This window comes from Chitinophaga sp. G7 BAM 1005 (genome assembly GCF_057126945.1).
This window is the reverse complement of record NZ_CP181478.1, coordinates 4,893,514-4,906,177: the sequence shown is the minus strand read 5'-3', so window position 1 is coordinate 4,906,177 and position 12,664 is coordinate 4,893,514. Positions and strand designations below refer to the sequence as shown.

Here is a 12,664-nt window from a genome sequence, read left to right as displayed (position 1 = left end):
TTTTTGATTTTATAATGATTTTAAATGATTTTGGGAGATATCAGCGAAAATATTTTCGCTGATATCTCCCAAAATCATTTAAAATCCAAAGTGATCAAAACCCTAAATCAGTATAATCAGTTTAATCCTGAGAAAGACAAAATTCGCTTAATGAGCCAGCATCAGCTGGCGAATATACTTCACCGGTGCACTGCCGTAACTCAGGAACTTCTCATTAAATGCTTTCAGGCTGTAATCCTTGCCCTGCTGCTGTTTGTAAGCCTCCCGGAGATCAATGATTTCTTTGTAACCGGTGAAATAGCTGGTCAGCTGCACGCTGGATACGCTCACCCGCTTCCATTTCCCTGCTGCTTCTGCCGCTTGCTGGAACGCTTCTTTGGTCAGCAAATGAATAGCATCTTCCTTACTCATATCTTTTACATGTACACTGTAATCCAGGATGGTATTACATACGGTACGCAGGTTCCACTTATACCACATCAGCCACATTTCCGGCTCGTCATTGCCATAACCGTTTTCCAGCATCATCTGCTCCGTATACACGGCCCATCCTTCAATCATGGCGCCATTGCCCATGAGCGATTTAATCAGGCTGGGCGATTGGTTCGCATACACCAACTGCGTGTAATGGCCCGGGATAGCTTCATGAATATCCAGGATCTGGAGGATATACTGATTGTATTCACGCAAATAACTCTCTGCTTTATCCTTTGGCCATCCTTCCAGGCTGCCCACGTTGTAATAGGTGTTGCCGCCTTTATCATAGGGACCGGGCGCACTGATGGAGGCGCCTGCCACACCCGCCATATAAGCCGGCTCTTTGCGTACTACCAACGGTTTGGACGGATCAATATACAACAGGTCCTTTTCCTTGATAAACGCAATCAGCGAAGGCAGCTGCTTTTCTATGGCTGATTGGAACTCCTCCGGCTTTACATGCTTCACAGAAAGCGTATCGATCATGCGGCCTATCAGCTCCAGCGAATCAGATGGCATCGGCGCATTACCAAAATATTTCGGCCACAACTTGCGGCTGATCTTTGTCATTTCACCATGCACAAATGCTTTACGCGCTACTGCGGAATCATAGATCTGCGCAGCGGTAAAAGACGACTGGATGTCAAATTTGAACTTCTGATCGTACAACGCTTTGCCTAAACGGAAGCTGCGCGGATGCTCCGGCTTCAATACCTTCAGCCATGCGGCGTAATCGCGGATCGCTTTGGCGGCGGTTTTGGCGCTGGTCAGCATGGTGGTCTGTTCTGCCGCCGGGATACCGGTTTTCTTCAGTGAATCTGCAAAGTCTTTTTCAAATACCGATAAGCCGCCGGTGTTCTGATCTATGGCCAGCGAAGTAAGTTCCGGTACAGGATCTTTGATCTGCTTTTTTGCGGCTTCGTAATAAGCCGGGATATGCTGCAACCTGCTGCCAAAGCTGCGTAGCCTGGTTTCCAGCGGCGCGTAGTTTTCATTTAAGATAAAGGCAAACGTGTTACTAACATTATAGGAAGATGGGTCCCATTCGTTGCTCTTCTGCTCCTTAATACCCCATTGCACCGATTCCAGGTAATTCTGTATCAGCTGGTAATCAATTTTATTGGCGTCATTCAATGCAGCAAGATCATAGGATTTGAGTGAATCCAGTTGTTGTTGTGCAAATGCAAGTCGCGCTGCGGCTGCTGCACTATCCGGTACTACCAGCACCGAGTCGTATTTATGATAGCCTACACCGGTGGCCCAGTCGGGGTTTTCTTTCCAGAGGGCGTCAATAAAATGTGCCTGGTATGCGCTGAAAGCATGATTCAGCGTACTGTCGGTACCGTTGGTTTTGTTGCTGCTGTTGCCGTTGTTACAGGCTGCCAGGGCAGCTGCGGCGGTTGCGCAAAGAAGGAGTTTTTTCATTGCAGAAGATGATTGTTGTTGTTTTCAAAAGCCTGTGTAATATACTATTTAATTATTTTCTTTACTTTTGCCGCGTACTTAATTAAAAACTGCAAACACTTGCGCCATGTAATCTCACAGGCATATTAACTTATTCCTTTCGCCGTTCCATCCCGGAACCGGCCTGTGAAACTATTGTTTAATTTAAACCCTGATGACATGGCAATTTCTCAGAAATATGGCCGTACCTGGCATTATCCGTTTTCACCCGGCACTACGAGCGACGACCGTATTCAATATGAATACTGGCATTCGCTGCAGCAGATCCCGGTGCTGATCCACACGGAAAAGCTGGACGGAGAAAATAACTGCTTATCCCGGTATGGGGTATTTGCGCGCTCACATGCAGCGCCCACTACTTCGCCGTGGACAGAAAGCATCCGCCGCTACTGGCAAAGCATAAAGAATGACCTGGGCAACCTGGAGATCTTCCTCGAAAATCTCTACGCGGTACACTCTATTGAATACCGCAACCTGGATCATCATTTTTATATATTCGGTATCCGGGAAGGCCAGTGCTGGCTTAGTTGGGAGGAAACCCAATTCTACGCGGCCATGCTCGACCTGCCGGTGGTACCGGAAGTAAAGCGTATAACGCCGCCGGCTGCACGCCAGGAATTTGAGCGTGATATACTGGGGCTGGTCAACGGTCCCGGCGCCTTTGATCCGCATGATGTGCATACCGGTCAGCCGGCAACAATGGAAGGCATTGTATCCCGCAACGCCAACGGATATGCGGTGAGCGATTTTGCAGAAAACGTGTTTAAGTATGTCCGCAAAGGACATGTGAAAACAGACCAGCACTGGACCCGCCATTGGCGCCGTGCAAGGTTAAATAATGAAGGAGGTAACTATGTGGCAGCTCAGTGAAAATAAAGACTGGTCCCACCTGGAACATACATTTGAATGGGTGCGCGTAATGCGGGAAGTTCCACAGGACGCGCGGCATCATGCAGAAGGTAACGTGGCCGTACATACGCAGATGGTGCTGGCAGCCTTGCAGCAACTACCCGGCTACCGGGAGTTGCCGCCGGCGGACCAGGAACTGCTGTGGGCGGCCGCACTGCTGCACGACGTGGAAAAATACAGCACTACAGTTATTGAACCGGATGGACGCATCACTTCCGCAGGACATGCCCGCAAAGGCGAAGCACGCGCCCGGCAAATCCTTTACAGGGAAGTGCCCGCGCCCTTTCTCATCCGCGAGCAGATCGCCAAACTGGTGAGGTATCATGGCCTGCCACTGTGGATCTTTGAAAAACCCGATCCGCAGAAAGCACTGATCACCGCCAGCCTGGAAGTGAACACACAGCTGCTGGCGTTGCTGGCCCGTGCCGATGTGCTCGGCCGTATTTGTGGCGATCAGGCGGACCTGCTCTACCGGCTGGATTGCTTTGAAGAACTGTGCAGGGAAAATAACTGCTGGGGACAACCACGCCCGTTTGCCACACCGCAGGCGCGCATGGAATACCTGTTCAAAACCGGCAGCTCGCCGGACTATGTGCCGTTTGAAACGCCGCAAACGCCGGTCATACTGATGAGCGGACTGCCAGGCGCGGGGAAAGACACGTACATACAGCAGCATTATAAACAACTGCCGGTCATCTCCCTGGATCATATCCGGCAAACCATGAAAATAAGTCCTACCGATAAAAGTGGCAATGGCGTGGTGATCCAGGCCGCGAAGGAACAAGCCAGGATCTATCTCCGGGAAAAAAAATCCTTTGTATGGAATGCCACCAACATCACCCGGCAGATGAGGGAACAGTTGATCAGCCTTTTTACAACGTATGAAGCAGCGGTAACAATTGTGTATGTGGAAGTGCCGGCAGCGAAGCTGTTACAGCAAAACAGGCAGCGGGAAGAAGTGGTGCCGGCGGCAGCAATGGAACGGTTGATCAGGAAACTGGAAGTGCCAACGGGTGCAGAAGCGCATGAGTTGAAAATAGCAGTCAGCAGTTAGCCATTGGCTGCTGCTGACCGCTGTTCTTATTTAGAATTCATTCCGCCACATCATGCTCTCCACCGGTTTGATGGTGCGACCATTATATTTGGCATTTCCTTTTTTGTTATAGAGTGTTTCTACTTCGCCTTCTACCATAAAGTAGATCAGCTGACCAATGGGCATGCCTGCGTATATGCGTACAGGTTGTGCGCAGGAAATTTCGAGGGTCCAGGTGTTGCAGAATCCCACATCCCCCTTGCCGGCGGTAGCATGAATATCAATCCCGAGGCGGCCCGTGCTGGACTTGCCTTCCAGGAATGGCACATGTGCATGCGTTTCGGTATACTCTTCTGTTACGCCGAGGTAAAGGGTGCCGGGTTGTAATACAAACCCTTCCTCAGGAATTTCAAAATGATCAATTTCATTGTGTTTGCGCGCATCCAGTACACGGTCTTTGTAAGTGGCCAGGTATTTACCCAGGTGCACGTCATAAGAATTGGTACCCAGGTATTTCCGGTCATAGGGAGCAATAACGATAGTGCCTTTTTCAATTTCCTCCAATATCCGTTTGTCTGACAGAATCATGCTTAGGTTCGTTTAGTTTTAGTGAGCTGTATTGTTAGCTTTTGGTTTTCAGCTGTTGGCATTTAGTGAAAGACCTGCTGCCAAAAGCTGTTTTTTCTGCTTTTTTGCTTTAATTTGGCAAGATATGCCATTAATACGAACGATACAAATTGATCCGGAAACGAAGCTGGGTGTATGGAAGATAACAGAAACGGAGAACTTTTTCCAGGAGAAGGTAAGCATCAGCCGGGCTATTCACCATCCGCATAAACGCTTGCAGCATTTTGCGGGGAGGTACCTGCTGGTAACGCTTTTCCCGGAGTTTCCCATTCAGGAAATTACGGTGACCAATACCCGTAAACCAGTGCTGGCATGCGATAGTTACCATTTTTCCATTTCACATTGTGGCGATTATGCAGCCGCTATCGTAAGCACCAAAGCAGCGGTGGGTATAGACATTGAAGAAGTAAAACCTAAAATAGAACTGGTGTCCCACAAGTTCCTGTCACCTTCAGAACGGTCGTTTATCGATCCAAAACAGGAACTGTCGCATAAAACAATCTGCTGGAGCGCCAAAGAAGCCATGTTTAAATGGTATGGCCGGGGAAGCGTTGATTTTAAGGAGAATATGAAATTGCATCCCTTTGTTTTTCAACAGGCCGGTTTCATTACCGCCGATTTTAACAAACAGGATACAAATACCCGGTTATATTTGCAATATATTATGGAAAATGACCTATGCCTGGCATGGACTCATCCTGCGTGAGGAAAGAATTTATTAAGCACTGTCGCGTTATTTATGAAGATTTATTTACTCGGTTTTATGGGTGCCGGAAAATCCTATTGGGGTAAACAACTGGCGGATCACTGGCAACTGCCTTACTACGATCTGGATGAAGTGATTGTGGAAGCAGAGGAGATGGCCATTGCTGATATCTTTTCCAGCAGAGGCGAAGATTATTTCCGTGAAAAGGAAAGTCAGCTGCTCCGGGAATTATCCCAACAGGAAAACTTCCTCATCTCCTGCGGCGGGGGAACGCCCTGCTTCCAGGAGAACATGGATTTTATGAACGAACATGGTACCACCATCTGGATCAATCCTTCCGTGGAAGCAATGGTGGAACGCCTGCAACGCAAGAAATCCAAACGGCCGCTGATTGCCGGTCTGGAAGATGAAGACCTGATCGGATTTGTGGAGAAGAAAATGGCAGAACGTCTTCCTTTTTACCAGCAATCCCGGCACATAATTACATCTGATAATATTTCATTGGATACCTTTACGCAAAATTTCTAATATGTATAAGAGTTTTTTAGTTTGGGCGGCGGTATTAGGTGCATTGGCAGTAATTTTAGGCGCATTCGGTGCGCATAAACTGAAAGAGCTGGTGCCCCCTGAAACCGTATCTACTTTTCAGACAGGCGTTACTTATCAGTTCTATCACGTATTCGCATTAATCGCTACCGGCATCTTATTTGCTCATGTGCCCGGCAATCAGTTAATCTGGGCCGGCAGATGCTTCATTATCGGGATCATCCTGTTCTCCGGTTCGCTGTATTTGCTCACGATGCTCAAAACCACCGGCAGCGTAGGTTTGAAAGGCATCGGCATCATTACGCCTATTGGAGGGGTATTTTTTATTGCCGGCTGGATCTGCCTGCTGGCAGGGATTTTAAAATTAAAAGCATAAAGCATTCTCGTATATGTACAGCCGTTTTTTGGTGTTGATAGTGAGTTTACTGACGGGGTCAGTGGGAATGGCACAGGACAATGTAAATATTGCCGGTAAATGGTACGGCACCTTTAAACTTTATTACGGAGATAAATACCGTATGATCGTCGACCTGGAGAAGGATGGCGCTGGCTATAAAGGAACACTCCAGCTGCCCGAAATGTCGGACAACGACCAGTTTGAGCTGGAAACCGTAGTATATCGCGGGGATACCTTGTTGCTGCGTGTGGACGGATTACGGTTTTCCTTCACCGGCGTATGGGACCCCGCTGCAAAACAGTTCAGGGGCATTACCGGTATGGGCGATGATCAGAGTCACGCAGACCTCGGCCGGAAAGAGATTACCGCCGGTGAAATGTACAAAAGACCACAGGAACCAAAGCCGCCTTTCCCGTATTATACGGAACAGGTGAGGTTTAATAATGTAAAAGATAGCGTTACACTCGCGGGAACGTTCACCCGTCCGGCGGCCCAGGGCAAATACCCGGTGGTGGTGCTGCTTTCCGGCTCCGGTCCGCAGGACAGGAACGAGGAAATTGCAGGGCATAAACTTTTCCTGGTGCTGGCCGATTATTTCGCCCGTAACGGCATCGCCACCCTGCGTTACGACGACCGGGGCTTTGGCGCCTCTACCGGCGATTTTGACACGTCTGATATCTACGATTTTTCGCACGATGCGCTCACCGCGCTGAAATACCTGAAAGCAAGAAAGGATGTGGATATCTCCCGTATCGGCGTACTCGGACACAGCGAAGGCGCTATCGTAGCGCAAATAGTAGCCGCAAACAATCCGGGGGTGGCTTTTGTAATATCGATGGCAGGGGTGGGTGTAAGCGGCCGCGAACTGATCGACCAGCAATCGGCTGCCAAAGGGAAAATGGCCGGCAAACCAGATAGCCTGATCCTGGCAGACCAGGCGCGCATGAAGCCTTACTGGGATCTCCTGGCAAGCGACAGCAATATTACCGCCATTACGCCACGGGCCCAGGAAATTCTCCGGAACATATACCGTAATTCAAGTGAAGACGTTAAGAAAGTACAAACAGAAGATGAATTAATACGACGGTCCCATATGAGTCCGGAAACTATTTCGTTATTAAGATATAAGCCGCTGACATACCTGAAACAGATCAAATGTCCGGTTATGGCTATCAACGGCACTGCAGACATACAGGTGGACGCCACCGCCAATCTGAAAGAAATTGAACGCGCATTGAATGAAAATGGTAATCTGCTCACAACAATCCGTAAGTTTGATGGATTAAACCATTTGTTTCAGCGCTGCAAAACATGTGACGTGAGCGAATACGGTGAGCTGGAGCAAACCATTGATCCCCTGGTTCCCGGGTTTATGGCACACTGGATCTTACAGTTGCCGCCGTCGGAGGACAGGTAGTCCCAAATCTGAAATTATAATATGTCCAAGAATAAACTGAAAACCGAAAAACCGGAAAGCAAGAAACCACCGAAAAGCCCCGCACCGAACCCGGATGTATTGAAGAAAGACAAGGAGCCCGAGGTGAAGGTAAAAGAGCTGGTAAAAGATGAGCGCACCCACAAAGTACTGGGCGTGTTCTTTCTTTTGCTGTCTGTTTATTGCTTTATTGCTTTCACTTCCTATCTTTTTACCTGGGAAGATGACCAGGATAAAATTTTCCATTATTCTACCAGGGAATTATTTTTTGGAGATGTAAAAGTGGATAACCTGCTCGGCCGCCTGGGTGCTTACGTATCGCATAACTTCTTCTTTTATGGCGTAGGTATCGCAGCCTATTTGTTCTGCTACTTCTTTTTTATCATCGGTGTAAATTTCATCGTTGGCCGCCGGGTATTCCGTATCTGGCGCAGTATAAAATATATCCTGTTTGGTGTGCTCTTTATCAGCATGACAATGGCCTTCGCCATTGGCGGGGGCGATTTCCCCTGGGGCGGCGCCCTGGGCGATGCCCTGAATAAATGGACCACCGGCTTCGTAGGTAAAACAGGAACCGCCCTGCTGTTACTGGTAGTTGGCTTCTCCTGGCTCATCTGGAAATTCAACTTCGACTTCAAATGGCCGGAGAAAAAGATAAAACCGCCAAAGCCCGTACCCGCCGCTGCTCCGGTAGCTCCCGTGATGCAAACAACAGCGGCAACACCTGCTGCCACTGCAAAAGAAGACCCGCGTAAAAATGGTCTCCGCGAAGAAGGCGGCGTAATGGTGATTCCGCCACATGCGGAACCGGAAGAAGATGAGGAAGACCTGCTACCGATGCAGCTGGTAGAAAGGGAAGATATCACCGTGATCCCTTCTGCCCACGCAGCTTATTTGCCTCCCGAACCTGTTTACGAAAACGGGCAGCCTGCCGGGGAAGAAGAGGAGGAAGAAGATCCGGGACCATTATTGTATATAGAAGAAACCCCCGAACAACCGCTTGCCCCCGTCAGCAAAAAGAAGGGGGAACCGGTAGAAGTGGCCTTCGAAATAAAACCGACGTACCAGGACGAGGAAGACGAGGTGGAAGAAATAGCGCCCACCCGGCCGGTGGAACCCGTAGATCCCTACGATCCGTCGCTGGATCTGAGAGATTATAAGTTCCCCACCCTGGATCTGCTGGAAAATCATAACGCCGATAAAGTGATCGTGCAGGACACTGCTGAACTGGAAAAGAATAAAAACCAGATCATTGATACCCTCAAAAATTATGATATTTCAATCCAGAAGATCAGTGCCACAGTAGGACCAACAGTCACCCTGTACGAAATTGTGCCGGCTGCCGGCGTTCGTATCTCCCGTATTAAAAACCTGGAAGATGACATTGCGCTAAGCCTGTCGGCCCTCGGTATCCGTATCATTGCGCCTATTCCGGGCAAGGGTACTATTGGTATTGAAGTGCCCAACGTAAAGAAAACCATCGTATCTCTCAAAAATATGCTGGCCTCGGAGAAATTCCAGACCAGCACAATGGATCTGCCCATTGCCATTGGTAAAAAGATCGACAACGAAAACTTTATTGCCGATCTGGCGAAGATGCCCCACCTGCTGATGGCGGGTGCTACCGGTCAGGGTAAGTCCGTTGGTATCAACACTTTACTGGTATCATTGCTCTATAAAAAACATCCTTCCCAGCTGAAGTTTGTATTGGTAGATCCCAAAAAAGTGGAGCTATCGTTGTATAAGCTCATTGAGAAACACTTCCTGGCTAAATTGCCCGGTGAAGATGATGCGATCATTACCGATACCAAAAAGGTGATCCACACGCTCAATGCCCTGTGTATTGAAATGGATCTGCGCTACGACCTGCTCAAAGAAGCCGGTACCCGTAACATTCGTGAGTACAATGGTAAATTTACCCAGCGCCGTCTTAATCCGTTGAAAGGTCACCGCTACCTGCCGTTCATCGTGCTGGTGGTAGATGAGTTTGCGGATCTGATCATGACAGCCGGTAAGGAAGTGGAAATGCCCATTGCCCGTTTGGCCCAGCTGGCCCGTGCAGTGGGTATCCACCTGATCATTGCCACGCAGCGCCCTTCTGTAAACATTATTACCGGTACCATCAAGGCCAACTTCCCGGCCCGCGTGGCCTTTAAGGTGTCTTCCAAAATAGATTCCCGTACGATCCTGGATATCGGCGGCGCCGAACAGTTGATAGGACAAGGTGACATGCTGGTTTCCTTCAACGGGGAACTGGTACGCCTGCAATGCGCCTTTGTGGATACGCCGGAAGTGGAAAATGTGGCCGAATTCATTGGTAATCAGAAAGGTTACCCCGATGCTTTCCTGCTACCGGAATATGTAGACGATAAGGATCCGGATGGCCGCGAACTGAGTATCGCCGACCGGGACCCGCTGTTTGAAGAGGCCGCACAGGTGATTGTTACCACCCAACAGGGATCTACCTCCCTCCTGCAACGAAGGATGAAACTGGGGTACAACCGCGCAGGGCGCCTCATGGATCAGCTGGAGGCTGCCAATATCGTAGGGCCCAATATGGGAAGCAAAGCCAGGGATGTACTGGTGAAAACAGAAAGCGAGCTGAATGAAATCCTTAATAATTTGTTATAATATGTTAAAGCGGTTGGAATTTATTACCCTTTCTCAGGAAATATAATGAATTTTGCACCCTGTAAAAAACCTACACGGCTATACCGGCATGGCATTTGTCTTTGTTGGGTAGCACAAACTAAAAAAAACTACGATGAAGAAATTTGTATTAACCGGAATGTTGTTGAGTGGTATCATTTTCAGCGGCATGGCACAATCTAAGGGCGCGTCAGACCCAAAGGCAAAAACTGTTCTGGATGGTGTTAGTAATAAATTCAAATCATTAAAAACTGTAGTCGCTAATTTTATATTAAAAATAGAAGGCGCTAATAACAGCGTATCCGATTCCAAAAAGGGTACTGTTTACCTGAAAGGAGCTAAATATAAAGTAACGCTGCCCGGACAGGAAATTATCAGTGATAACAAAACTTCCTGGACATACGCCAAAGATGTGAATGAAGTAACTATCAATAACGTGGACCAGAGCAGCGGCGCCATGACACCGGCCAAACTGTTCACCAACTTCTACGATAAAGATTATTTGTACAAACTGGAAGCAGAAACCCAGGAAAAAGGAAAAGTGTTCCAGAACGTGGAACTGACACCCACAGATAAATCAAAAACTATTTTTAAAGTGCTTGTTTCTGTAGACAAGAAGAACCAGAGTATTGCCAGGATGAAGGTGTTTGAGAAGAATGGTAACCATTATACTTACGAAATCACCAATTTCACACCTAATACCAACCTGAGCGATGCTACCTTTACCTTTGACGCCAAAAAATATCCCGGCGTGGAAGTAGTAGATCTCCGATAGTGTAAGAGTTTAGTATAAAAGCCACCGGAGTGCAGATTACAGCGGTAAATGTTGCAAAACATCCCTGTAATCTGCGCTCCGGTGGCTTTTTGCAATACGCTTTGTGCTTTCTGCTTATTTATTTACCTTTGGCAAGTTCAATTTAAAAATTAAACAATATGGCATACGACGTAATCGTAATTGGTAGTGGGCCCGGCGGATATGTGGCTGCTATCCGTGCTTCTCAGCTGGGATTTAAAACTGCAGTAGTGGAAAGAGAGAGTCTGGGTGGTATCTGTTTAAACTGGGGCTGTATTCCAACGAAGGCTTTGTTAAAAACTGCACAGGTTTTTGAATATACACAGCACTCAAAAGACTATGGTATCACGATCGGTGATGCAAAAGTGGACTTTGATGCAGTAATCAAGCGTAGTCGCGGTGTTGCTGATAAAATGAGCAGGGGCGTTCAGTTCCTCATGAAGAAAAATAAGATCGACGTGTTAATGGGCAATGGAAAGGTAAAATCCAAAGGCCAGGTGGAAGTAACCGATAAAGACGGTAAAGCCACTGTACACGACGCAAAGCATATCATTCTGGCTACCGGCGCACGTGCACGTGAACTGCCAAACCTGAAGATTGATGGTAAAAATGTAATCGGCTACCGTGAAGCAATGACACTCCCTCAGCAGCCTAAATCCATGATCGTTGTGGGTTCCGGCGCTATCGGTGTTGAATTTGCCTATTTTTACGCAACCCTGGGTACTAAAGTAACCATCGTTGAATTCCTCCCGCGCATCGTACCAGTGGAAGATGAAGACATCTCCAAAGAACTGGAAAAAATATACAAAAAGAAAGGCATCGAAATCATGACCAACGCTTCTGTAGAAGCTGTTGAAGCAAGTGGTAACGGTGTGAAAGCAAAGGTGAAAACCCAAACCGGCGAAATCACCCTGGAAGCAGATGTGGTACTGAGCGCGGTAGGTATCGCTGCTAATATCGAAAACATCGGCCTGGAAGGAATGGGTATCAAAACCGACAAGGGCCGTGTACTGGTAGATAAATATTACCAGACAAATATCCCCGGCGTTTACGCTATCGGTGATATGGTTCCCGGTCAGGCACTGGCACACGTAGCCTCCAAAGAAGGTATCATCTGCGTGGAAGCTATCGCATACAACGAAAAGAAATATGCGCACAAACCAGAACCAATCGACTACATGAACATCCCGGGCTGTACTTATTGCGCACCTGAAATTGCTTCTGTAGGTTATACTGAAAAAGCTGCAAAAGAAGCCGGTTACGAAGTGAAAGTGGGTAAATTCCCATTCTCTGCTTCAGGTAAAGCCTCTGCAGCCGGTGCCACTGAAGGTTTCGTAAAAGTGATCTTCGACGCCAAATACGGCGAATGGTTAGGGACCCACATGATCGGCGCCAACGTTACTGAAATCATTGCGGAAACAGTAGTAGCACGCAAGCTGGAAACTACTTACCAGGAAGTGCTGGATTCCATCCACCCGCATCCAACTATGAGCGAATCTGTGAAAGACGCCATAGAAGTAGCTTACGGCGAAGCAATTCACCTGTAGTTTTATCTTATTGTAAGTATAATAACAGCTGTTTCGGTTTACCGGAGCAGCTGTTTTGTTTAGTGCGCCAGGCGTGGCGGT

11 protein-coding genes are annotated in these 12,664 nt (G+C 48.0%); 9 read left to right on the top strand and 2 right to left on the bottom strand.

Going from position 1 to position 12,664, the window contains the following annotated elements; all coding sequences use genetic code 11:
- Nucleotides 1-147 precede the first annotated feature (147 nt).
- A complete protein-coding gene (locus ACMXI2_RS19580) occupies nucleotides 148-1,902 on the bottom strand; it encodes a DUF885 domain-containing protein (protein ID WP_483777757.1) in 1,755 nt (584 codons plus the stop codon).
- Between the two features lie 198 nt (nucleotides 1,903-2,100).
- On the opposite strand from ACMXI2_RS19580, the gene ACMXI2_RS19575 reads away from it, so the two are divergent.
- A complete protein-coding gene (locus ACMXI2_RS19575) occupies nucleotides 2,101-2,811 on the top strand; it encodes an RNA ligase family protein (RefSeq protein WP_483777756.1) in 711 nt (236 codons plus the stop codon).
- Nucleotides 2,780-3,904, top strand: a complete 1,125-nt coding sequence (locus tag ACMXI2_RS19570) for an AAA family ATPase (RefSeq protein ID WP_483777755.1) — start codon at nucleotides 2,780-2,782, stop codon at nucleotides 3,902-3,904. Before ACMXI2_RS19575 ends, ACMXI2_RS19570 begins: the two co-directional genes overlap by 32 nt.
- A 30-nt stretch (nucleotides 3,905-3,934) precedes the next feature.
- Here the strand turns inward: ACMXI2_RS19570 and dcd are convergent, their stop codons facing one another.
- Nucleotides 3,935-4,471 carry a dCTP deaminase gene (gene dcd, locus ACMXI2_RS19565; protein WP_483777754.1) on the bottom strand — a complete coding sequence of 179 codons (537 nt, stop codon included), beginning with the start codon at nucleotides 4,469-4,471 and terminating at the stop codon, nucleotides 3,935-3,937.
- Between the two features lie 124 nt (nucleotides 4,472-4,595).
- Between dcd and ACMXI2_RS19560 the strand changes: the two genes are divergently transcribed.
- The 7 genes from ACMXI2_RS19560 (at nucleotide 4,596) to lpdA (ending at nucleotide 12,583) form a co-directional block, all read left to right on the top strand.
- Nucleotides 4,596-5,216, top strand: a complete 621-nt coding sequence (locus ACMXI2_RS19560) for a 4'-phosphopantetheinyl transferase family protein (protein ID WP_483777753.1) — start codon at nucleotides 4,596-4,598, stop codon at nucleotides 5,214-5,216.
- A gap of 33 nt (nucleotides 5,217-5,249) precedes the next feature.
- Nucleotides 5,250-5,744: a shikimate kinase gene (locus tag ACMXI2_RS19555; RefSeq protein WP_483777752.1), complete on the top strand. Its 495-nt coding sequence runs from the start codon at nucleotides 5,250-5,252 to the stop codon at nucleotides 5,742-5,744.
- A 1-nt stretch (nucleotide 5,745) separates the two neighbouring features.
- Nucleotides 5,746-6,138 carry a DUF423 domain-containing protein gene (locus ACMXI2_RS19550; protein ID WP_483777751.1) on the top strand — a complete coding sequence of 131 codons (393 nt, stop codon included), beginning with the start codon at nucleotides 5,746-5,748 and terminating at the stop codon, nucleotides 6,136-6,138.
- A 13-nt stretch (nucleotides 6,139-6,151) separates the two neighbouring features.
- The gene (locus ACMXI2_RS19545; protein WP_483777750.1) at nucleotides 6,152-7,576 is read left to right on the top strand and encodes an alpha/beta hydrolase family protein; all 1,425 of its coding nucleotides are present in this window, start codon (nucleotides 6,152-6,154) and stop codon (nucleotides 7,574-7,576) included.
- A 21-nt stretch (nucleotides 7,577-7,597) separates the two neighbouring features.
- Entirely contained in the window at nucleotides 7,598-10,225 is a 2,628-nt protein-coding gene (locus ACMXI2_RS19540) for a DNA translocase FtsK (protein ID WP_483777749.1), read from the top strand.
- A 133-nt stretch (nucleotides 10,226-10,358) separates the two neighbouring features.
- The gene (lolA1, locus tag ACMXI2_RS19535; RefSeq protein ID WP_483777748.1) at nucleotides 10,359-11,018 is read left to right on the top strand and encodes an outer membrane lipoprotein periplasmic chaperone LolA1; all 660 of its coding nucleotides are present in this window, start codon (nucleotides 10,359-10,361) and stop codon (nucleotides 11,016-11,018) included.
- Between the two features lie 158 nt (nucleotides 11,019-11,176).
- Nucleotides 11,177-12,583, top strand: a complete 1,407-nt coding sequence (gene lpdA, locus ACMXI2_RS19530) for a dihydrolipoyl dehydrogenase (RefSeq protein ID WP_079473314.1) — start codon at nucleotides 11,177-11,179, stop codon at nucleotides 12,581-12,583.
- The last annotated feature ends 81 nt before the right edge of the window (nucleotides 12,584-12,664 follow it).